16 protein-coding genes are annotated in these 20,939 nt (G+C 62.8%); 11 read left to right on the top strand and 5 right to left on the bottom strand.

Annotation, left to right across the window (positions count from 1 at the left end; translation table 11 throughout):
* The first annotated feature begins 65 nt into the window (after nucleotides 1-65).
* The 8 genes from hemQ to ACZ5J0_RS12905 all read left to right on the top strand — a co-directional run bounded on the left by hemQ (nucleotide 66) and on the right by ACZ5J0_RS12905 (nucleotide 8,719).
* Nucleotides 66-767 carry a hydrogen peroxide-dependent heme synthase gene (hemQ, locus tag ACZ5J0_RS12940; RefSeq protein ID WP_464093252.1) on the top strand — a complete coding sequence of 234 codons (702 nt, stop codon included), beginning with the start codon at nucleotides 66-68 and terminating at the stop codon, nucleotides 765-767.
* Nucleotides 764-1,987 (top strand): ferrochelatase, encoded by a 1,224-nt coding sequence (locus ACZ5J0_RS12935; RefSeq protein ID WP_142938508.1) that lies wholly within the window; start codon nucleotides 764-766, stop codon nucleotides 1,985-1,987. Before hemQ ends, ACZ5J0_RS12935 begins: the two co-directional genes overlap by 4 nt.
* The gene (hemC, locus tag ACZ5J0_RS12930) at nucleotides 1,984-2,982 is read left to right on the top strand and encodes a hydroxymethylbilane synthase (protein ID WP_142938509.1); all 999 of its coding nucleotides are present in this window, start codon (nucleotides 1,984-1,986) and stop codon (nucleotides 2,980-2,982) included. Before ACZ5J0_RS12935 ends, hemC begins: the two co-directional genes overlap by 4 nt.
* Entirely contained in the window at nucleotides 2,969-3,847 is an 879-nt protein-coding gene (locus ACZ5J0_RS12925; RefSeq protein WP_464093251.1) for a uroporphyrinogen-III synthase, read from the top strand. Before hemC ends, ACZ5J0_RS12925 begins: the two co-directional genes overlap by 14 nt.
* A complete protein-coding gene (gene hemB / locus ACZ5J0_RS12920) occupies nucleotides 3,844-4,824 on the top strand; it encodes a porphobilinogen synthase (RefSeq protein WP_142938511.1) in 981 nt (326 codons plus the stop codon). The genes ACZ5J0_RS12925 and hemB overlap by 4 nt, the downstream gene beginning before the upstream one ends.
* Complete coding sequence (locus tag ACZ5J0_RS12915; RefSeq protein ID WP_187697139.1) at nucleotides 4,824-5,957, top strand: LLM class flavin-dependent oxidoreductase; 1,134 nt, start codon at nucleotides 4,824-4,826, stop codon at nucleotides 5,955-5,957. Before hemB ends, ACZ5J0_RS12915 begins: the two co-directional genes overlap by 1 nt.
* Nucleotides 5,958-6,000: 43 nt before the next feature.
* Nucleotides 6,001-7,320, top strand: a complete 1,320-nt coding sequence (hemL, locus tag ACZ5J0_RS12910; RefSeq protein WP_223940564.1) for a glutamate-1-semialdehyde 2,1-aminomutase — start codon at nucleotides 6,001-6,003, stop codon at nucleotides 7,318-7,320.
* A gap of 112 nt (nucleotides 7,321-7,432) precedes the next feature.
* Nucleotides 7,433-8,719: a glycoside hydrolase family 3 N-terminal domain-containing protein gene (locus tag ACZ5J0_RS12905; RefSeq protein WP_464093250.1), complete on the top strand. Its 1,287-nt coding sequence runs from the start codon at nucleotides 7,433-7,435 to the stop codon at nucleotides 8,717-8,719.
* Nucleotides 8,720-8,814: 95 nt separating this feature from the next.
* Here ACZ5J0_RS12905 and ACZ5J0_RS12900 read toward each other — a convergent pair whose 3' ends face one another.
* The 4 genes from ACZ5J0_RS12900 to ACZ5J0_RS12885 all read right to left on the bottom strand — a co-directional run bounded on the left by ACZ5J0_RS12900 (nucleotide 8,815) and on the right by ACZ5J0_RS12885 (nucleotide 12,342).
* Nucleotides 8,815-9,552: an amino acid ABC transporter ATP-binding protein gene (locus ACZ5J0_RS12900; protein WP_024817418.1), complete on the bottom strand. Its 738-nt coding sequence runs from the start codon at nucleotides 9,550-9,552 to the stop codon at nucleotides 8,815-8,817.
* Complete coding sequence (locus ACZ5J0_RS12895; RefSeq protein WP_223940562.1) at nucleotides 9,549-10,313, bottom strand: amino acid ABC transporter permease; 765 nt, start codon at nucleotides 10,311-10,313, stop codon at nucleotides 9,549-9,551. Before ACZ5J0_RS12895 ends, ACZ5J0_RS12900 begins: the two co-directional genes overlap by 4 nt.
* Nucleotides 10,314-10,325: 12 nt before the next feature.
* On the bottom strand, nucleotides 10,326-11,276 hold the full coding sequence (locus ACZ5J0_RS12890) for an ABC transporter substrate-binding protein (protein ID WP_202979310.1): 951 nt from the start codon (nucleotides 11,274-11,276) through the stop codon (nucleotides 10,326-10,328).
* 355 nt (nucleotides 11,277-11,631) lie between these two features.
* Entirely contained in the window at nucleotides 11,632-12,342 is a 711-nt protein-coding gene (locus ACZ5J0_RS12885; RefSeq protein ID WP_166840086.1) for a 3'-5' exonuclease, read from the bottom strand.
* 66 nt (nucleotides 12,343-12,408) lie between these two features.
* Between ACZ5J0_RS12885 and ACZ5J0_RS12880 the strand changes: the two genes are divergently transcribed.
* Genes ACZ5J0_RS12880 through ACZ5J0_RS12870 form a run of 3 tightly spaced genes read left to right on the top strand, consistent with a single transcriptional unit; the run spans nucleotide 12,409 to nucleotide 19,663 of the window.
* Nucleotides 12,409-12,825 carry an MGMT family protein gene (locus tag ACZ5J0_RS12880; RefSeq protein ID WP_142938515.1) on the top strand — a complete coding sequence of 139 codons (417 nt, stop codon included), beginning with the start codon at nucleotides 12,409-12,411 and terminating at the stop codon, nucleotides 12,823-12,825.
* Nucleotides 12,822-16,163 carry an ATP-dependent helicase gene (locus ACZ5J0_RS12875; RefSeq protein ID WP_223940561.1) on the top strand — a complete coding sequence of 1,114 codons (3,342 nt, stop codon included), beginning with the start codon at nucleotides 12,822-12,824 and terminating at the stop codon, nucleotides 16,161-16,163. Before ACZ5J0_RS12880 ends, ACZ5J0_RS12875 begins: the two co-directional genes overlap by 4 nt.
* Complete coding sequence (locus ACZ5J0_RS12870) at nucleotides 16,160-19,663, top strand: ATP-dependent helicase (protein WP_464093249.1); 3,504 nt, start codon at nucleotides 16,160-16,162, stop codon at nucleotides 19,661-19,663. Before ACZ5J0_RS12875 ends, ACZ5J0_RS12870 begins: the two co-directional genes overlap by 4 nt.
* An 18-nt stretch (nucleotides 19,664-19,681) precedes the next feature.
* On the opposite strand, the gene ACZ5J0_RS12865 is transcribed toward ACZ5J0_RS12870, so the two are convergent.
* Nucleotides 19,682-20,827, bottom strand: coding sequence for a macrolide 2'-phosphotransferase (locus tag ACZ5J0_RS12865; RefSeq protein WP_464093248.1), 1,146 nt, complete (start codon nucleotides 20,825-20,827; stop codon nucleotides 19,682-19,684).
* Nucleotides 20,828-20,939: the final 112 nt, after the last annotated feature.

Below are 20,939 nucleotides of genomic sequence, written 5' to 3'. Positions count from 1 at the left end.
CACTTCTACGCCTTGTAGAAGTGATCCGTTTCGACTTAGCGGCTGGCACGGGGCAAACTTGAACCATGAGCCACACTTCTGCCGAATCTGTCACTAAAACTGCTGGTACCGAAGAGCAGTTCTTCACGCTCTGGACTGTCTTCAAGCGCTCGGCCGATGTCCTGCGCAGCGGCGACGCAGCCCAGGAGTACGAGGCGCTGGTAGAGAAGCTTGCCGAAGGCGGAGTCACCGTTCGCGGCAGCTACGACGTCTCCGCTATGCGCTCCGATGCCGACATCATGGTGTGGCTCCATGGGGCCAAGCCCGAAGACCTGCAGTCCGCGGTCCGCTCCATCCGGCGCAGCAAACTCTTTGCCGGCACCGAGATCGTATGGTCCGCCATGGGCGTGCACCGCGAAGCGGAGTTCTCCAAGAGCCACATTCCGGCCTACGCTCGTGGCGTGGAGCCCAGCACCTGGCTGTGCGTGTACCCCTTCGTCCGCTCTTACGAGTGGTATATCCTCCCGGCCGAGGAACGCGGCGCCATGCTCCGCGAACACGGTCTGCTGGGCAGGGAATTCCCGCAGGTCATCTCCAACACCGTCTCCTCGTTCGCGTTGGGTGACTGGGAATGGATCCTCGGACTCGAGGCACCGGAACTGGTGGACCTTGTGGACCTGATGCGCCATCTGCGGGACAGCGAGGCCCGCAACCACGTCCGTGAAGAAATCCCGTTCTACACCGGCCGCCGCGTGTCCGCTGCCGAGATTGCCGAGGTCCTTGCATGAGCACTCCAGTCGTTTCCACGGCCGTCAACGAAGTCACCGAGCGCGGCCGCCAGGAACCCAAAAATTACGACGCCGTGCTGCTTGCGTCCTTCGGCGGGCCCGAAGGCCAGGACGACGTCATTCCCTTCCTCCGCAATGTCACCCGCGGTCGCGGCATTCCGGATGAACGTCTCGAAGAGGTCTCCCACCACTACCGCGCTTTTGGCGGCATTAGCCCCATCAACCAGCAGAACCGTGAACTGAAGGCTGCCATTGAGGCCGAGCTGGACCGCCGTGGCATCGAACTGCCGGTCCTCTGGGGTAACCGCAACTGGGACCCGTACATCGCCCCGGTACTTCAGGACGCTTACGACGCCGGACACCGCAGGCTCCTGATGCTCACCACCAGCATCTACTCCTGTTACTCAAGCTGCCGCCAGTACCGCGAGGACATCGGCGTTGCCCTGACGGAAACCGGGTTGGATGGCAAGCTCCAGGTGGACAAGATCCGCCAGTACTTCGACCACCCCGGCGTAGTCCAGCCCTTCCTGGAGGGTACATCTGCGGGCTTGGAGGAGATCCGCGGCAAGCTCGTCGCAGCCGGCGAGACTGACCCGGACTCAAAGATCCGCGTCCTGTTTGCTACGCACTCGATCCCCACCCGGGATGCCGAGGCCGCTGGAAGGTCCGAGGACGAGCCCCGCGAATTCGCGGAAGGCTCGGCTTATGCTGCCCAGCACTTGGCCAACGCCAAGGCCATCATGGATGTTGTGGCACCCAATGTTGCCTGGGACCTGGTGTACCAGTCCCGTTCCGGCGCCCCTCACATCCCGTGGCTTGAGCCGGACATCAACGACCACCTCGAGGAAATCGCCCCTGAAGGGGTCCGCGGCGTCGTCATTGTTCCCCTCGGCTTCGTCAGCGATCACATGGAAGTTGCCTGGGACCTGGACACCGAGGCTCTGGAAACCTGCAAGGACCTCGGCATCGAAGCAACCCGTGTCCCCACCCCGGGTACGCACGCAGCTTTCGTGTCCGGCCTGGTAGACCTGATCTGCGAACGCACGGTGGAGAACAACATCGCCGAGCGCCCCCACGTGACGGACCTGGGTGCTTGGTACGACGTCTGCCGTCCCAACTGCTGCGAAAACTTCCGCGGAGCGAAGCCCGTCATTTCGGAAGTTGGTACCACAGTGGGCATCGGGCACGACGCGTACCCCGCTCCGGAGGCTGCCAAGTGACCGTACGCATCGGCACCAGGGCGAGCAAGCTCGCCCTGACGCAGACGCAGCAAACTGCGGACCGGTTGGCTGCCGTTGGCGGCTTCCCTGTGGAACTCGTGCACATCAAGACCGAGGGCGACGTCAAAACCGGGTCCCTTTCCCAGATGGGCGGCACAGGCGTGTTCGTCGCGGCCCTTCGGGACGCACTTCTCGCTGAGACCTGTGACGTTGCCGTGCACTCCCTCAAGGACCTGCCCACGGGCGCCGCACTTGGCCTGAGCATCGCTGCAACACCCAAACGGGTGGATGTCCGCGACGTACTCTGTGCCCGCGATGGCATGACGCTCGCCGAACTGCCGGGCGGCGCCAAAGTCGGTACAGGCTCACCACGGCGGGCCGCGCAACTCCGGGCTGCACGTCCGGACATTGAGGTGCTCGACATCCGTGGGAACGTGGATACCCGCCTCGGCCGTGTCCCTGGTTTGCCGGGAAATGTGACCGATGTTGTTGTCCCCGGCAAGACCTGCGATCTTGACGCTGTGGTGTTGGCCGCAGCGGGCTTGGAACGCATGGATCGGTTGGACACCGTCAGCGAATTCTTCGAATCCGACGTCATGCTGCCGGCCCCCGGGCAGGGAGCGTTGGCCATCGAATGCCGGACGGATGACGCTCCGCCACTGGGCGGTTCCACCGAGGGATCAAACTCGGTGCTGGCCCAGGCCCTTGCCGCTTTGAACGACGATGACACCCGCCTCGCCGTTACGGCCGAGCGTGCCGTTCTGGCCCGGCTCGAAGCCGGTTGTGCTGCCCCCGTGGGGGCTTACGCCTTCCGGAAGGGCAGCATGCTGCACCTTGAAGCAGTGGTCTGCGCCGTGGACGGCACCAAGACAGTCCGCGAAAAGAAAGCCACGGACGGTCTAACGGAAGTCGGAGCCACGTTGCTCGGCATCGAAGTGGCTGAGCTCTTGCTCGCTGCCGGCGCCGCGGAGATCGCGGACCTTGCCGCGTCCTGAGCCGTATGAAGTAAATGGGCTGACCGGCCGGCGTGTCCTGATCACCAGGAGCGCCGACCGTGCACGCCCTTTGGCGGCGCTGCTGAGTGAGTTGGGGGCCGAGCCCTTGGTGCTTCCGCTCATCGATTTTGAGAGGGCAGGGGACCAGGCTTCCCTTGATGCGGCCTTGGACAAGTTGGCGGCCGGTGACTTTGACTGGCTGGTGATCAGCAGTATCACCACCGTCCGGGTTCTCATGGAGAAGGCTGCCCAGCGCGGGATGGCACTCGCGGATCTTGTTCCATCGGGAACAAAGGTGGCCACCATTGGCTCTTCGTCCCATCAGGTTCTCGAATCCGTAGGCCTCGCCGTTGCTCTGGCGCCTGAGGATGTCCAATCGGCGGACGGCCTCCTTGCTGTGTGGAAAGCGTCCCGCGTACGCGTGTTCCTGCCCCAAGCCGATATTGCGGCGGCCAGCCTGCGCGACGGCCTGGCGGCAAGCGGTGCGGACGTGACGTCCGTGGTCGCCTACCGCACGGTTGACTACCCTGCCCGTGCCGAACTCCGCCTGACAGCGGTACTTCCCTCCGGCGTCGGGACGTCCTTCACTGACGATCCGGCAACACTTGTTCCGGAAGACGCGCGGGCAGCACTGGATGCCGGAACCGTGGACGCTGTGGTGGCTGCTTCTCCCAGCGCGACGCGCCGTATCGCTGCAACATTGATGCCCTTGGGCAGGTGCCGGCTGATCGCCATTGGACGGCCGACGGCGGCAGAGGCCTCCCGGATAGGCCTCACCGTGGCAGCCACCGCCAAAGAACCAACCCCGGACGGCATTGTGGCCGCCTTGGAATCTGTTTTCGCCAACGAAGGGAAATCGTCATGAGCTTTCCGAACCATCGTCCCCGCCGCTTGCGCACCACTCCCGCCATGCGCAGGCTCACCGCCGAAAACCGCCTGGCGCCCGCGGACCTGATCCTCCCGGCGTTCATCCGGGAAGGCCTCACCGAGCCGAGTCCCATCAGTTCCATGCCGGGAGTCGTCCAACACACCACAGAGTCCCTCAAACGGGCCGCAGCCGAAGCCGTGGAGTTGGGCGTAGGAGGCATCATGCTGTTCGGTGTGCCCGCCGAACGCGATGCGCAAGGCACCGCTGCACTGGACCCGGATGGCGTCTTGAACAAGGCCATCCGCGACGTCAAAGCCGAGGTGGGCGATTGCCTGGTGATCATGGGCGATGTTTGCCTCGACGAGTTCACCGACCACGGCCACTGCGGCGTCCTCGATTCCGAGGGCTACGTGGATAACGACGCCACGCTGGAGATCTACGGTCAGATGGCAGTTGCCCAGGCCGACGCGGGCGCCCACGTGCTGGGGCCCTCGGGAATGATGGACGGCCAGATCGCGGTCATCCGTCAAGCACTGGAGGAATCCGGACACAAAAACACAGCAGTCCTTGCCTACGCAGCTAAATACGCCTCAGCGTTCTACGGCCCGTTCCGTGAGGCCGTGGATTCCCAACTCAAGGGTGATCGCCGTACTTACCAGATGGACGCAGCCAACCGCCGGGAAGCCATCCTGGAGGTGGAACTCGACCTCGAAGAAGGCGCCGACATGGTGATGGTCAAGCCCGCCATGAGCTACCTGGACATTCTCGCTGATGTGGCTGCAATGAGTCCGGTGCCTGTTTCGGCCTACCAAATCTCAGGCGAATACGCCATGATCGAAGCGGCCGCCGCCAACGGCTGGATCGACAGGCGGGGCGCCATTACTGAATCTGTCCTCGGCATCAAGCGTGCTGGAGCCGATACCGTATTGACCTACTGGGCCTCCGAACTGGCAGGCTGGTTGAAGGAGTCCTGATGTCTTCTCTCCCTGCAGAATCCGCTGTTCCCCTGGATCCCACGGCACCGTCCCGGACCGCCGTGCCTTCCGATCCCGCTGCGCCAGTGGCGGCCAACCAGATCCTGCTCGGCCTGAACACCTTCGGCGACGCCGGTGTGGATGCTGACGGAAACCCGAAGGAGCATGCGCTTGTCCTGCGGGAGCTGCTGCAGGAAGCGAAACTGGCTGACGCCGTCGGAATCCATGCCTTTGGCGTGGGGGAGCACCACCGCCGCGATTTCGCTGTGTCCGCGCCTGAGGTTTTCCTTGCTGCGGCGGCCGCCGTGACATCACGGATCCGCTTGGGGTCCGCTGTTACCGTGCTCAGCTCAGATGATCCCATCCGCGTCTTCCAACGTTTCGCCACGGTTGATGCCTTGTCCAATGGCAGGGCCGAGGTCATGCTCGGCAGGGGTTCGTTCGTGGAGTCATTCCCGCTGTTTGGCTTGGACTTGGCAGACTACGAAGTCCTCTTCGAAGAAAAACTGGAGCTGTTCGACAAAGTACGCGCCCAGAAACCCGTTCATTGGGCGGGGCGCACGCGGCCCAACGTCAATGGGTTGCAGGTATACCCCCAACTCCAGCATCACCTCCTGCCGGCCTGGATTGGTGTGGGTGGCACACCGGAGTCCGTGCTGCGCTGCGCCGAATACGGCTACCCCATCATTTTCGCCATTATTGGGGGAGAGCCCCGACGCTTCGCACCGCTGGTCAACCTGTACCGTGAGGCGATGGCAAAGTACGGCCATCCCATGCGCCAGATTGCCACGCACTCACCAGGATTCATCGCGGACACGGACGAGGCCGCCCGCGAGGAGCTGTTCCCGCATTGGCTGGAGCAGCGCAACAGGATCGGTGCCGAGCGTGGGTGGGGGCCAGGGAACCGTGGCGAGTTCGACGCCATGTGCGGCCCTGAGGGTGCCCTCTATGTTGGTTCCCCGGAAACCGTGGCGCAGAAAATCGCTCTTCTCAAGAGGAATCTCGGTGTGGACCGATTCGACCTCAAATACAGCAATGGAACGTTGCCGCATCAGTCAATGATGCGCTGCATTGAGCTCTACGGCACCGAGGTGGCCCCGCGGGTCACCGAGCTGCTGGCCGACGCCGCATAAGACTGCGCCCGGCCAAGCTGAAATCACTGAAAGAATAGGAACCATGACCTCAAATACCCCCGTGTCCGATCAACTTTACGACCGTGCCCGGTCCCTGATGCCCGGCGGCGTGAATTCGCCGGTGCGGGCCTTCGGTTCAGTGGGCGGTACCCCGAAGTTCATGGTCTCGGCCAAGGGCGCCTACCTGACGGACGCGGACGGCAAGGAATACGTGGACCTCGTCTGCTCCTGGGGGCCTGCGTTGTTGGGACACGCCCACCCCGCCGTGCTCGATGCCGTTCACGCAGCTGTGGATCGAGGCCTTTCTTTCGGAGCTTCCACACCGGACGAAGCCAACCTCGCTGAGATCGTCAAGGACCGGGTGTCCGCTGTTGAACGTCTGCGGATGGTATCCACTGGAACCGAAGCCACCATGACCGCCGTTCGTTTGGCCCGCGGTTTCACCGGCCGCAACTTGATCATCAAGTTTGCCGGGTGCTACCACGGCCACTTGGACGGGCTGTTGGCAGCGGCAGGATCCGGCGTGGCAACGTTGGCTTTGCCCGGCTCTGCCGGCGTTACGGAGGCCACTGCCGCTGAAACCCTGGTTCTGCCGTATAACGATCTCGCCGCCGTCGAGGCTGCCTTCGCTGCGCACGGCAAAAACATTGCTGCCGTCATCACCGAAGCGGCACCGGCCAACATGGGCGTCGTCACTCCGGGTGAGGGCTTCAACGCAGGCGTGTCCCGCATCACCAAGGAGCACGGTGCGCTCCTGATCGTGGACGAAGTCCTCACCGGCTTCCGTACCGGGTACGCCGGCTACTGGGGCTTGACCGGCCGCCAGGAAGGCTGGGCTCCGGACCTGCTCACCTTCGGTAAGGTCATTGGTGGTGGAATGCCGACGGCGGCACTCGGCGGCCGTGCCGACGTGATGGACTACCTTGCTCCCGTCGGTCCCGTGTACCAGGCCGGAACCCTGTCCGGAAACCCCGTGGCCATGGCTGCAGGAGTGGCAACTCTGACCCACGCAACTCCTGAGGTCTACGCCTACGTTGATGGCCGCTCGCTGGAACTCTCCGCAGCGCTTTCCTCTGCCCTTGATGCAGCAGGGGTGGACCACTCGATCCAGCGGGCGGGCAATCTGTTCTCCGTGGCGTTTGGGACCTCCGCCCATGGCGTACACAACTACGACGACGCGCAGCGGCAGGAAAGCTTCCGCTATGCCCCGTTCTTCCACTCCATGCTGGACTCAGGCGTCTACCTTCCGCCGTCGGTCTTCGAAGCCTGGTTCCTTTCCGCCGCTCACGACGACGCAGCGATGAACCGGATTATCGACGCCCTTCCGGCGGCGGCAAAGGCTGCAGCGGGCGCTACGGCTTAGTTTTTTAGTGATGCCCCGGCCAGATGCTCGAAGCATGTGGCCGGGGCATCGTTGTTTGTCCCGGGGTAGGCTCGTAGGTGGAAACCCACCCCCAACGAATTCACGGTTTACCATGCGCAAGTTCCCGTCCATTGCATCGATTAGTGTCAGCATCGCCACCGCCGGTGTACTTCTGGTGACGGCCTCGGGTTGTTCCAGTGGCCCATCCAACTCCGGCCAAGCCACGGCGGAGGGGACGCCGTCTGTTTCTCCTTCCTCACCGACAACCACACCGGCACCCTCATCCCCGCCGGCGTCAACCACGCCGTCTGCTGTTACTTCCCCGCCTCCCTCCGCAGCGTCGGCCCCGGCACCTAGCACCCCGTCAGCTGTTGAGAAACAACTCGCCGCGCTCAGCCTTGAGCAGCGCGTGGGACAACTGTTCATGGTGGCCGCCAAAGCCACCGGCGCCGAGCCCGGAACCATGGAAGCACTGACCAAGTACCATGCCGGAAACGTTTATCTCAGCGGGCGCAGCAAGGCCGGAACTGCTCCGACGGCCGCCGTGGTGTCTTCCTTGACGGGCACTGTCTCTGCTGCCACAACGGGCGGGCTGCCTCTTTTTGTTGCTACCGACCAAGAAGGCGGATACGTTCAGGTGCTCTCCGGCCCGGGCTTCTCCACGATTCCTGCTGCCCTGGTCCAAGCATCTTCCGGGGCGGCCAAGCTCCGGGCGGATGCCGCAACGTGGGGAAAGGAACTTCGCAGAGTAGGGGTCAACGTGAACCTCGCACCGGTCCTGGATACAGTGACCAGCCCGGAATTTGCACCCTCAAATGCCCCCATCGGCCATTTCCAGCGGGAGTACGGCTATGACCCCGGCAACGTCTCGCTGCTGGGCAACGCTTTTGCCGACGGCATGAAAGACGCCGGGGTTGCTCCGGTGGTCAAACACTTCCCGGGCCTGGGCAGGGTGGTTCCCAATACGGACGTCAGCAAAAATGTCCGTGACACCACCACCACAAGGGACGATCCCGCGCTGGAGCCGTTCCACACCGCCATCGCATCGGGTACCAAGTGGGTCATGGTCTCCAACGCCTACTACGACAAGATCGACCCCGCAAACATCGCACCGTTCTCAGCGACGATCATGGACGCCATGCTGCGTGCTGACGCAGGTTTCACAGGGATTGTCCTTTCTGACGACCTCTGCAGTGCTGCGCAATTGGAAGCCTGGTCAGATGCTGATCGGGCCCTGAACTTTTTCGGCGCAGGCGGAACCATGTTGGTGTGTGCCGATCCCACCAGCATTCCGGCGATGCACCAAGCTGTAGTGCAAAAGGCCACGTCAGATCCGGCCTTCCGGGCCAAGGTGGACGCCGCCGCGCTTACTGTGTTGCAAGTCAAGGCCGGTCAATAGCGGCTCCACGTCAGGGATCAGGAACAAAGAACCCCGCCTTCCATGTGAAAGCGGGGTTCTTTGTACGTGGTGCGTGTCCTGTTGTGAACAGGTCCTTAGAGGACGTCCGAAAGGAAGCCCTGAAGGCGTTCCGTTTGCGGGTTGGTGAACAGCTGCTCCGGAGGGCCGGATTCAACCACCACACCGGCGTCCATGAAGGTCACCACGTCGGAGACATTGCGGGAGAAGCCCATTTCGTGGGTCACCACCACCATGGTCATGCCTCCTTGGGCCAGGTCCGTCATGAGGGCAAGGACGCCCTTGACGAGTTCCGGGTCCAGTGCGGAAGTGGCTTCGTCGAAGAACATCACCTCGGGCTTCATGGCCAAGGCGCGCGCTATGGCTACGCGCTGTTGCTGGCCACCGGAGAGGTTTGCCGGACGCGAGTCAGCCTTGTGCTTCAAACCCACCAGGTCCAATTGGGCCAGGGCTTCGTCGCGTGCCTGCTCCTTGGACATGCCACGGAGCTTACGCAGGGCCAGGGAGATGTTCTCTGCCACAGTCTTGTGGGGGAACAGGTTGAACTGCTGGAACACCATGCCAATACGGCGGCGCAATTCGTCCGGATTGTCCTTGAGGACCGAACGTCCGTCCAGGAGGATGTCGCCTTGGTCCGGTTCGATCAGCCGGTTCATGACGCGCAGGAGCGTGGACTTGCCCGAGCCGGACGGGCCGATCACCGAGGCCGTGGTGCCCTTCTCAACATGCAGGTCAATGCCGCGCAGTACGTGGTTGCTGCCAAAGGACAAATGGATGTTCTTGGCTGTCAGTGTGCCTGATGCAAATTCGCTCATGCCTGGGCTCCCTTTCCTACCACGGCTGCTGCCTCGTCCGGTTCTTTCTTCTCCGGCCGGCCGGAGCGCATGCGGGCGTCAATCCAGTTCACAAAGTGCGTGAGTGGAATGGTCAGCGCCAGATAGAAGATGGCAGCGGCCACGTAAGGGGACAGGTTGCCGCTGTTGGCGGCTGCGTCCTTGCCGATCTGGAAGATTTCACGCTCCGTGGCCAGAAGACCGAGCATGAACACCAGCGAGGATTCCTTGATCAGTGCGATGAACTGGTTCACCAGGGCGGGAAGAACCCGCCTTATTCCCTGGGGTACCACCACCAGGCGCATGGACGAGCCGTAGCTGAACCCGAGGGCCCGGGTTGCTTCGAGTTGTCCCTTGTCCACGCTCTGGATGCCTGAACGGAAGATCTCACCGATGTAAGCGCCCGACATCAAGGACAGTGCCGCGATGGCCATGGGGTACGGGCTGGTTGAACCCGTGAGTTCGCGAATGATGGGGCCGAAACCGAATCCGATCACGAGGATGGTCAGCACCGGTGGAAGCCCGCGGAGGATGTCGGTGTAGATGCGGGCTATCCACCGTGCCGCTGCGTTCCGGGAAATCCCCATCAGGGCGAGCAGCATCCCGAGAGCAGTCCCGATGATGCCCGAGACGACAGCCAGAACGATGGTGTTGGGCAGCCCGACGGCAAACATCTTAGGGAGAACTTCGCCTATTGCCTCCCAGTCAAAGAAGGACTCGGCTAGTTGATTGAGGATATCCATGGAACGCCCTGGTTACTTGGCGGGGAGCTGGACGGCCTTGCTGCCCGGCTTCCAGCCCTGGGGGGTCTGCTCGGCGGCAGTCGGACGGTCCTTGTACCACTCGGCCGTGAGCTTGGCCCAGGTGCCGTCAGCAATGACAGCATCCAAGCCGGAGTTCAAAGCGTCGATCAGCGGCTGGTTGTCCTTATTCACGGCGTATGCAGTGAAGTTCTGGGTGTTGACAACCTTCTCGGCGATCTTGGTGTTGTCGCCTTCCTTGACCTGGCCTTCGGCCTGCTGGGAAGGAGCAACCCACGCGTCGATCTGGCCGTTCTTCACGTTGCCGTAGACCGTGTTGTAGTCAGGGAAACGGACGGGCTCAATCTTGAGTGTGTTCGTCATGTAGTCGTCCTGGACGGTGCCCTGGACGACGCCGATGCGCAGGCCTTCCTTGACGTCGGCGAAGCCGGTGACCTTGGAGTCGTTCTTGGTCACGATAGCCATGTAGCCGAAGTCGTAGCCGTTGGTGAAGCCGACCGTCTTGCGGCGGGCGTCCGTGGTGGAGATGGAGGAGGATCCGACGTCGAACTGCTTGTTGCCCACCTGGGACAGGAGCGCCGAGAAGTCGGTGGATGCAAACTCCACCTTGAGGCCCAGCTTGTCGCCGATGGCCCGCAGGAGCTCATTGTCGTAGCCGGTGAACTTACCGGAAGGATCGATGAAGATGTTCGGCGGGGCGTCTGAGAGGGTGCCTACGCGCAGGGTGCCGTCGGTGATCAGGCCTAGCTTGGTCTTGTCGATCTTGTCCAGAGGCGTCACATCGGCGGTGGTGAAGGTATCGAGCGATTTCTGGTCGCTGCCAGCCAGCGCATCGGTGGGCGAGCCGCTGGGCTCGGAGGTTCCTCCACCGCATGCTGCCAGGGAAATCACCAGGGCTGCTGCCACGGGGGCAACAGACAGCCACTTAGGGGCTTTGAATTTCATGAAGAAATCACTTTCATCGGGTAACGGAGACGTTTCGCGGTGGGCGGGGAATGCGGCAGCAGAAAAGCAGCAGAACAAAGGTTGGCTGCCCTAGCAGACTTCAACCCGCCAAACTTAATTATGTCACCAGCCCACTAGCCCGCGGTGAATCGAAGAAGTGAATGCCAGCAATCGAATTAACCGAACAAAGTTCCCATCAGGTGCCCGATGGACTCTGGACTATTCCGGGTTCGAGGCCACGCCTGGAATCTCCGCGCGGCCAGTCCCACCTTTTGGGTTCCCGAATTCGCTGTGACATGCGTCGCAAAAAGTAATGCCTGGCGTGCTTCCTGTTCTACCTGCCGTGCTTCCTGTTCTAGAAGCCGCCCCGGCTGGCGTCCTCAGGCGGCAGCACCGGCCACTCACCCTCGATCACGGCGGTGGGCTTGCTCCGCCGCAAGTATTGCTGGAAATCAGCAGCCTGGGACGCCGCCCAGTCTACTTGCAGCTGATGCAGTGTGGACGCCGGCATCTGCAGCTTGGGAAACTTGCCGGCCATGGCATCCAAAACGCGGAGGGTAGCCAGCGCATCCGCCGCGGAGGTATGGGCGTTTGTCAGGTCCACGCCGTATTCCTCGCACAAAGCGGTGAGGGTGCGCTTTCCCTTGCGGTAGCGGTCCACTTGCTTGTTCATGACATACGGATCCAGCACGGGGAAACGGCTCAGTTGGGGAACGCCGTAGCGGGCAGACTCTGCCGCCAACACGGTGAAATCGTAACTGGCGTTGAAAGCAATGACGGGAGTGCCGTCGTCGAACAGTCCTTGGAGTACCCCTGCGACTTCGCGTGTGACTTCTGCTGCCGGGCGGCCTTCGGCGCGGGCCTTCTCCGTGGATATTCCGTGCACCTCACTTGCTTCGAGCGGGATCTCCACCCCTGGATCTGCCAACCACTCGTGCTCTGCGATGAGCTCCCCGTGAGCATCCACTACTGTGATGGAAGCGGTGACGATCCGCGCTGACCGCGAGTTTTTCCCGGTGGTCTCGAGGTCGAATGCGGCACGGGAGAGGGTATTCCAGGAACTCATGCCTTCAAGCTACCGGCTGGGTCCGACACTCTTTGGGCACGACACTCCTGCCGTTACGCTGAACACATGCGGATGGAGTATGTGACGGCGGTTCTGGCCGTTGTAGACCTTGTTCCGTCAGGCTCGGCGGTCTCCTATGGTGACGTCGCGGAGCTCCTGGGTGCTGGCGGACCGCGGCAGGTGGGCGCAGTCATGAGCCATTACGGTAGCTCTGTGGCCTGGTGGCGCGTGCTCAGGGCCAGCGGGGAGGCGCCTCCCGGTCACGAGGTTGACGCGTTGAAACATTACCTGCAGGAATCGACCCCGCTTCATGGCGCGTACGAGGCATTCCTGAGGACGGGGGAAGGCCGTTGGAGGGTCGACCTGACAGCAGCACGCTGGGCGCCTTCGGATGGCGACTTCGATCAACTTGATGTGATCTCTGACCAGTTGGAGCGTCAACTCCATAAATTGTCGGTGCCCGATGATGAAATGACTGTGTGACCGCCACTCCTGCCAAAACCCGCCAAGCACCGGCAGCCCTCCGCCTGCTCCCGCCGCGTGAGACCCACTACGCGGCACCCGTTTTGTCCCCGGATCAACGTGCAGTCGTTTCCCTCCCGCAGGGGAGCGGCCCCGTCCTGGTGCCCGGCGGGCCTGGGACGGGCAAGTCAACGGTGCTGGTGGAATCGGCAGTCCGCCGTGTTCGTGAAGACGGCCTGGACCCGGAACAGATTCTCGTTCTCGCTCCCGGGCGCCACGCCGCCGCTGCCTTGCGCGACACCTTCACAGGGCGCCTGGACCGCAGCCTTAGTACGACGCCGGCACGCACCTGGGCGTCGTACGCTTTCGACGTCATCCGGCGGGCAAAGGCTGAAGGCATCCTGCCGCTGTCGCGGCCACCGAAGCTTCTGTCAGGCCCTGAACAGGACCTCATCATCAAGGAACTGCTGGAAGGCCACTCCCGTCCCGGCTTCCATCTGCCTTGGCCGGAGGACCTCGCAGCAGCACTTCCTACCCGCGGTTTCCGTCACGAGATCAGGCAGCTATTCGACCGCATCATCGAATCGGGGCGCACCGCGGAGGACTTGGTGGGGCTTGCCTACGAGTGCGGACGCCCTGATTGGATGGCGGCGGCCCAGCTGTACAGCGAGTACCGGGACGTCCTGGACCTCCGCATGCCGGAGGCGTTTGACCCCGCCGGGATCATCACCACGGCACGGCAAATTTTCCAAGACTCGCCGGAGTTCCTCGCCGCCGAGAGGCAACGCCTCCAACTCATCCTCGTGGACGACGCCCAGGAATCAAATCCGGCAGTATTCGAACTCCTTGCCGACATTGGAGAAGGCAAGGATGTGGTGGTCACCTACTCACCGGACACGGTAGTGCAAGGTTTCCGCGGCGCACGCCCGGACTTGGTTTCAGAGTTGCCATCGCTGCTGGGCGGCACCCAGCAATCCGTCCTGGAACGACCCTTATCGGCGACCCACCGGCATACGCCGGAAGTAGCCGAGGCGTGGATGCGGGTAGCGGCCCGCATCTCGCAGCGTTCCGGTGGTCAGCTGGCCAGACAGATGGAACAACCTCAACATCCGGAAAGCCCACGTGAGGCGACCGTCGGCGATGGTCGCGTAGAAGGGCACGTGCTGCCGTCCGCAGTCCACGAGCTCCGGTACGTCGCGCAGCGCATCCTTGAAGCGCAACTGCGGGAATCGCGGGAGTTCAGCGACATCGCAGTGATCGTGCGGAACGGCGGACAGATCTCTCAGTTGCAGCGGTATCTGAGCGGCCAAGGAATCCCGGTGCGCGTTCCCGTAGCGGACTCAGCTGTCCGTGACGAAGTCGCTGTCCGCCCGCTGCTGGAGGCTTTTGCCGTTGTTCTGGACCCGGCAAAACTCACACCGGAAACTGCAGTATCCCTCCTGACATCGCGGATCGGAGGCGCCACTGCCATCGAATTGCGGAGGCTGCGGCAATCCCTACGCCGCGAGGAGCTTTTAGGAGGCGGCGGCCGCTCCAGCGACGCTCTGTTGGTCGAAGCCTTGCTCCAACCGGGGGCACTGGCATCGCTGGGAATTGAAGGCAGCTCTGCCCGCAGGCTCGCCCGTATGATCGCGGCCGGTACCACTGCTGCCGCCGAGCCGGGCGCCAACGCGGAATCTGTTCTGTGGGCCTTATGGCACGCAACGGGGTTGTCATCGCGTTGGTCGGAGATGGCACTTGAAGGGGGCAACGCGGGGGCGCGCGCAGATCGGGACCTCGACGCCATGATGGCTCTGTTCCACACAGCCGAGCGCTTTGTCGACCAGCTGCCCGGTTCCGGTCCAGAGCAATTCCTCGACTACCTGCTGAACCAGGAACTGCCCATGGACACCCTTGCCGCACGGGCACAGCTGGAGGCATGCGTGGAGATCATGACTCCGGCGAGTGCGGCGGGCCGGGAATGGCCGGTGGTAATCGTTGCAGGCCTCCAGGAAGGAGTGTGGCCCAACACGCGCCTCCGTGGAGAGCTGCTGGGCAGCACCGTCTACGCCGATGCCGTGGAGCATGGAGTGGACTACGCCCTCCGGCGTGGACCCCTCAGCAGGCTCCGGGATATCCGCTATGACGAACTCAGGAGCTTCTCAACAGCCGTGTCGCGAGCCCGTGAAGTGTTGATTTGCACTGCAGTGTCTTCCGAGGACGAACAGCCTTCTGCCTTCCTGGACTACGTGGCCCCGCTCGCATCCGGTGAGTACAAACGCGGTTATACAGCTGTTGACCGTCCCATGACCTTAAGGGCACTCGTTGCGGAACTGAGGCAGCATGCCCAGGCAGAAGACGAAGCACCCGGGGAATCCCGTTCCGCGCACGAGGCGGCACGGATACTGGCCAGGCTCGCCACTACGGACCCGCCGGTTCCGGGGGCGCACCCGGACACGTGGTGGGGTTTGGCGCCACTGAGTTCCCAGGCAGCCGTAGTGCCGGCTGGCGGTACCGTCTCCGTCTCGCCGTCCAAGGTGGAAGCTGTCCACAAATCCCCGTTGGACTGGTTTGTCCAAGCAGCCGGCGGGGAAGCGGCCACCGACTTCGCACGCAGTCTGGGCACGTTGGTCCACGCCATTGCGCAGGAGCTTCCCGAGGCCTCGGGAGCCGAGTACGTCGCCGAACTCGTCCGCCGCTGGCCAAGCTTGGGCATGAAGGATAACTGGGAGGGGAAACTTGATTTCCAGCGGGCGGAACTCATGGTCCGGAAGTTGGCCCAGTATGTGCTCATCATGCGCAACGACGGACGAAGCTTGCTGGCAGTAGAGCACGACTTTGAAGTTCAGCTTCCTGATGTCACGGTTGATGCCGTTGGCGTCAGTGGTCCTGAAGCTCTTGAAGAGGTGGCCGTACGTCATGCGGTATTACGCGGCCAGGTGGATCGCCTCGAAATAGATTCGGAGGGCAGGCTTGTGATTGTGGACCTTAAGACCGGCAAACGGCAACCCGGCAAGGCCGAGGTTGCCCGGCACCCGCAGCTGGGTGCCTACCAGGCTGCGGTCCTCAAAGGTGCTTTCCAGGACGCTGCAACGGGACAGGGGCTCACTGCTTCCGGGGCAGGAACAGGCTTCGCTCCCGGTGGCGCAGTGTTGGCCCACCTTGGGACCAAAACAAAGAGCCCCGGAGTGCAGCAGCAGGATCCATTGGATCCGGCAGAGAACTGGGCAGAGAGCCTGGTGAACGAGGCGGCCACGCTCATGGCAGGGTCAACGTTCGATGCACGGCACGACCCCGGCAAGTCAGGGCATGGCGGCCATGGATGCCGTCTGCCCGACATTTGCCCGTTGTGCGCCCGAGGAAAGCAGGTCACCGAATGACAACCGAGCTCCTGGACGGCTTCGCCTCCAGCCCCCTGGGTGTAGAGGGAGTCCCCGCGCCCAGATTTTCGCCTTCCGAACTGGCCGGTATCCTTGGCGAGAAGAACCACCCGACGCACGAGCAAGCGGCGATTATTGCCTCGCCCCTCTCACCCCGCCTGGTGATCGCAGGAGCAGGTTCCGGCAAGACGGCCACCATGGCCGACCGTGTGGTGTGGCTGGTGGCCAACGGCTGGGTGCGTCCGGAAGAGGTTCTGGGGGTAACGTTCACCCGGAAAGCTGCTGGCGAGCTGGCGAGCCGGATTCGGTCCAAGCTGGCCACACTCCAACGGATCGCGGCGGAGGACGACGGCAGCATTGGCTTCCCGGAGGGGCTCGTCGGTGCTGACGAGCTCGAACCCAAAGTGTCCACTTACCATTCCTACGCAAGCGGCATTGTGTCGGACTACGGCCTGCGGTTGGGCATCGAACGGGACGTCGTCTTGCTTGGCGGTGCACAGTCCTGGCAATTGGCCAGCGAAGTGGTGGAGGCGTACGACGGCGACTACGAACACTTCACCGCCGCAAAGTCCACCCTCGTAAATGCGGTCATCCAGCTGGCCGGAGAGTGCGCGGAGCACCTTCAGGACCCCGGGGAGGTGCGCGAGTGGGTTCTGGAACGCGTTGAGACCTTTGAGCAGCTTCCTTATGTAGCCGGGGCCAAGAAGAATCCCAGCCAGGCCGCGGGAGACCTCGCGGCTATGCTCCGGACCCGAGCCAGCGTTGCCGACATGGTGGTTCGCTATCAGGAGGCCAAACGTCAACGCGGGGTCCTCGATTTCGGCGACCTCGTGGCGCTGGCAGCGCGTATCGCCAGTGACATTCCGCTCGCTGCAACCACTGAACGTGCCCGCTACAAGGTGGTGCTCCTGGACGAGTTCCAGGACACCTCCCACGCACAGCTTGTCCTCTTTTCACGCCTTTTCGGCCAGGGTCACGCAGTTACCGCGGTGGGAGACCCCAACCAGTCGATCTATGGGTTCCGCGGCGCTTCTGCAGGGCAGCTCTTCCACTTTGTGCAGGAGTTTCCCGTGCAGCGCTTGGACCCCTCCGGAAGCGATGGTTCCTTCTCCATTGCACCCACCTCTTATCTGACCACTGCCTGGCGGAACGGCAGAAACATCCTCGAAGCCGCCAACACCATCGCAGCGCCCTTGAACAGGGCGGCAGCATCGGAGGGTCCGGCAGGGGACAGGAAGAAAGCCGGTAATGTCTCAGTCCCCGCGTTGGTACCCAGCCCTGCAGCGGTGGATGGGAGTGTAGTGATCGGTCGCTTCGGCACGGATGAGGACGAGGCCGCCGTCATAGCCCGCGATGTCCGTCGCTATCAAAGAACTGTTTTCGAGGAGGAGAAGGACGGCACCCCCGTCAAGCCCACCATGGCGGTCCTGTGTCGCCGGCGGGCGCAGATGGAGTGCCTCCGCCGGGAGTTCGAACTCCAGGGCATTCCCTACGAGATCGTTGGACTTGGCGGCTTGCTGGACACACCGGAGATCGTGGACCTGGTGGCGACGTTGCGGGTCCTCGCCGATCCGGGACGTTCCGATGCTCTGATGAGGTTGTTGGCCGGGGCACGATGGCGGATTGGTCCGGCAGATTTGATGGCGTTCAGCGACTGGTCCCGCTTCCTGGCCCGTCGCCGGTCGACCCCGGAAGCCCGCCATGACACTTTCGAAGACAACGAAGAACCCGCAGCAGTCGTGGTTGAAAGCGATATCACCGATGCCGCAAGCCTCGTGGAGGCCCTTGATTTCCTCCCCCGGCCGGACTGGACTTCAGGGCATGGGCGGAGCCTGAGCCCTGCCGCCCTGGATCGACTGACCAGCCTTGCCTCGGAGCTCCGCTCGCTCAGGAGCTACATCGGAGACGACCTCACCACACTCCTTGGAGAGGTGGAACGTGCCATGCTGCTGGACATTGAGGTTGCCGCCAAACCAGGAATCAGTATTCACCAAGCACGCCGCAACCTGGATGCATTCCAGGATGCAGCAGCAGGGTTCCTGCAGACTTCACAGCGTATTGATCTGCTGGCGTTCTTGTCGTGGCTTGAAGCCGCGGCCTCAGAGGAAGGCGGCTTGGATGTGGCCCCCGCTGAGACCAACCGGGAGGCGGTGCAATTGTTGACTGTCCATGCCTCCAAGGGCCTGGAATGGGACGTGGTTTTTGTCCCTGGACTCAATGCTGGTTCTTTTCCCAGCAGCAGGGATTCGAGGTGGAGCACCGGCGCCGCGGCCTTGCCGTGGCCATTGCGGGGCGATCGTGCTGACCTTCCCCAATGGGACCTGGAGCAGCCTGACCAAAAAGGATGGTTGGACGCCGAGAAGGACTTCAAATCCGAGGTCCAGCATCACGGCGAGGCAGAGGAGAGGAGGCTCGCGTATGTTGCCTACACCCGTGCCAAATTTGTCTTGTGGGCCTCCAGTGCTGCTTGGAACGGCTCTCGATCGGGAATGACCGGAATGTCCTCCTTCCTTTCCGAACTCGCACCGCTTGCCGGAATGGCTGCAACGGCAGAGGGCGCCAGTGTCACTCATTCGCAGGGCAGTGCTGTGGTCCATCCCCAATCGGTAGCCGAGGAGGCCTTGCCCGAGGAAAGCCCCTTGACCGCAGTGCTCGAGGTAGCCCAATTTCCCTATGACCCCTTGGAGGGGCCTTCGGACCCACGGACCGGTGCCCGCCTGAGGCTTACCCCAGGCAGAAGGCTGGCCATGGATCAGGCTGCGGCCATGGTTCGTCGATACATGGAGGAACCCGGCAAGGATCCTTCAGGCGACCTAACCGGTGCGGCCGGGAAGTGGGCACAGGAGGCAGAACTCCTGCTGGATCGCCAGCGCCAGCTGAAAACCGTTCAGGATGTCCACTTGCCCAGCCATATCTCCGCTTCACTTTTCGTAGATTTGGGGGCTGACCCGGCGGCCGTCTTGCACCAGCTTCGCAGGCCGGTGCCCCGTGAACCGGGCATTTCGGCCCGCAAAGGTACGGCCTTTCATGCCTGGGTGGAGGAGTACTTCGGGACAACGGGCATGTTGGACCTTGATGAAGCGCCGGGTTCGGACTCCCATATTGATCAGGCCTACGGGCTGGATGACATGGTGGCGGCGTTCAAGAAGTCCGAGTGGGCCCAAAGGGCTCCCGCTTTCGTCGAAGTACCTGTGGAAACCCGGATTGGCGACGTCGTAGTACGCGGGCGCATCGATGCCGTGTTCCGTGATGCCGACGGCCGTTGGCAGCTCATTGACTGGAAGACCGGACGACGCCCGGCAGGTATACAACTGGCAACCCGCGCGGTGCAGCTGGCTGTTTACCGGCTCGCATGGGCTCGACTCAAGGAAGTTCCCCTGGAGGACGTCAGCGCTGCCTTCTACTACGTTGCGGATGACGCCGTCGTACGCCCACACGATCTTGGCAGTGCCGAGGAGTTGGAGCTGATTGTCGCGAGGGCGTTGAAGAGCGGCAGCTGAATGACCGAAGCCCGGAATTCAGGAACGTTCGGCCGCGCGAAGCGGCGTTACGCTGACCACGCTGATCGCGGCAGTCGAGGTCTCGTCATACCTTGGGGTAGTGCCGCCGTCGCCGTCCTGGGAGCTTTCCGACTCGCCTCCATCCGGAATCGCCGCGACACTGACAGCGGGAACGCCCGCCGGGGAATCTGAAGCCCTCAGCATGGCGGCTTCATTCTCAGCGGCTAGCGCAGCTTCTTCATCGCGGCGCATCTGCTCATCAATGTCGTCGGCGAGTGTCTGCAGCATGGATTCTGCCTCGGCCGTCATGCTCTGGTGCCCAGCCGCCATGGCCTTGACCAAATACTGGGCGAGGGCAAACTCGGCCAACAGCGCCGCCCGGCGGAGAAGGTGGGCGTCAGGGACGTCCCGTCGGGCCTGGGTGTAGTCGTTCAGGACCGCCTCAACAAATGATGCTTCGTTGGACGCCACCAGCCAGGCGAAATCATCCGCGGGATCACCGATCCGCAGGTCTGTCCACCCCGTCAGCGCTGTCACGGTGTCGTCCTGCACCATGAGGTTGTCCTCGTGAAGGTCCCCATGGACTACTGAGGGATTGAATCGCCAAAGGGCGACGTCTTCAAGGGCATGCTCCCACCGACGCAACAGTGTGGCCGGTATCTTGCCGGTGGTTGCTGCCTGGTCCAGCTCATTGAGTTTTCGTTGCCGGAACTCATTTGCCGAGTAGCTGGGAAGATCCGCGTTGATGACCAAAGTCAATGGAAGGTCGTGAATAGCCGCCAGAGCTGTGCCCACTTCCCGTGCCAGGGCGGGGCTGCCGGCTGAAAGTTCTTCGATCGAGAGCATTGAGCCTTGCAAGTGCGTGTAAACGAACGTCGTCAGGGCACCTTGCCGGACTGTGCCGGCAATGGTGGGCACGTGAAAGGGAAGTTCGGCACGGATTGCCGGCGCGAAGGCGCGCAGCACCATGAACTCGGTTTCAAGCCGCGTGCTTGCCTCCGGATGGCGCGGTGAACGAACCCGCCAGCGTTTACCCTCCGCATCGAGCAGCAACGCTGAGTCGAAGTCAGCGTCATCGTCGGGGGAGTATGCTGCGGCCGTCGGCGCCAGGCCGGGCACCGCCGCGGTTGCTATGGCGGCCAGTTCGAGCGGTGTTCTTCTCACGTTCTCCACGGTAGATTGAGTGCGGCCTGTGGCCATGATGTGGTGCGGCGAGTCTTCAGATCCGCAGGAAATACGAAGCAAATCCCGGTATTGACACCCCATCGGGCAACAT

It is taken from the genome of Arthrobacter sp. DualSoilB13 (assembly GCF_055389195.1).
This window is presented reverse-complemented; position numbering and strand designations above follow the sequence as displayed.

Excerpts from the sequence above, each read along its gene's own strand:
- hemQ (WP_464093252.1), top strand. The coding sequence starts at position 66 with ATGAGCCACACTTCTGCCGAATCTGTCACTAAAACTGCTGGTACCGAA.
- ACZ5J0_RS12935 (WP_142938508.1), top strand. The coding sequence starts at position 764 with ATGAGCACTCCAGTCGTTTCCACGGCCGTCAACGAAGTCACCGAGCGC.
- hemB (WP_142938511.1), top strand. The coding sequence starts at position 3,844 with ATGAGCTTTCCGAACCATCGTCCCCGCCGCTTGCGCACCACTCCCGCC.
- ACZ5J0_RS12915 (WP_187697139.1), top strand. The coding sequence starts at position 4,824 with ATGTCTTCTCTCCCTGCAGAATCCGCTGTTCCCCTGGATCCCACGGCA.
- hemL (WP_223940564.1), top strand. The coding sequence starts at position 6,001 with ATGACCTCAAATACCCCCGTGTCCGATCAACTTTACGACCGTGCCCGG.
- ACZ5J0_RS12905 (WP_464093250.1), top strand. The coding sequence starts at position 7,433 with ATGCGCAAGTTCCCGTCCATTGCATCGATTAGTGTCAGCATCGCCACC.
- ACZ5J0_RS12900 (WP_024817418.1), bottom strand. The coding sequence starts at position 9,552 with ATGAGCGAATTTGCATCAGGCACACTGACAGCCAAGAACATCCATTTG.
- ACZ5J0_RS12895 (WP_223940562.1), bottom strand. The coding sequence starts at position 10,313 with ATGGATATCCTCAATCAACTAGCCGAGTCCTTCTTTGACTGGGAGGCA.
- ACZ5J0_RS12890 (WP_202979310.1), bottom strand. The coding sequence starts at position 11,276 with ATGAAATTCAAAGCCCCTAAGTGGCTGTCTGTTGCCCCCGTGGCAGCA.
- ACZ5J0_RS12885 (WP_166840086.1), bottom strand. The coding sequence starts at position 12,342 with ATGAGTTCCTGGAATACCCTCTCCCGTGCCGCATTCGACCTCGAGACC.
- ACZ5J0_RS12880 (WP_142938515.1), top strand. The coding sequence starts at position 12,409 with ATGCGGATGGAGTATGTGACGGCGGTTCTGGCCGTTGTAGACCTTGTT.
- ACZ5J0_RS12870 (WP_464093249.1), top strand. The coding sequence starts at position 16,160 with ATGACAACCGAGCTCCTGGACGGCTTCGCCTCCAGCCCCCTGGGTGTA.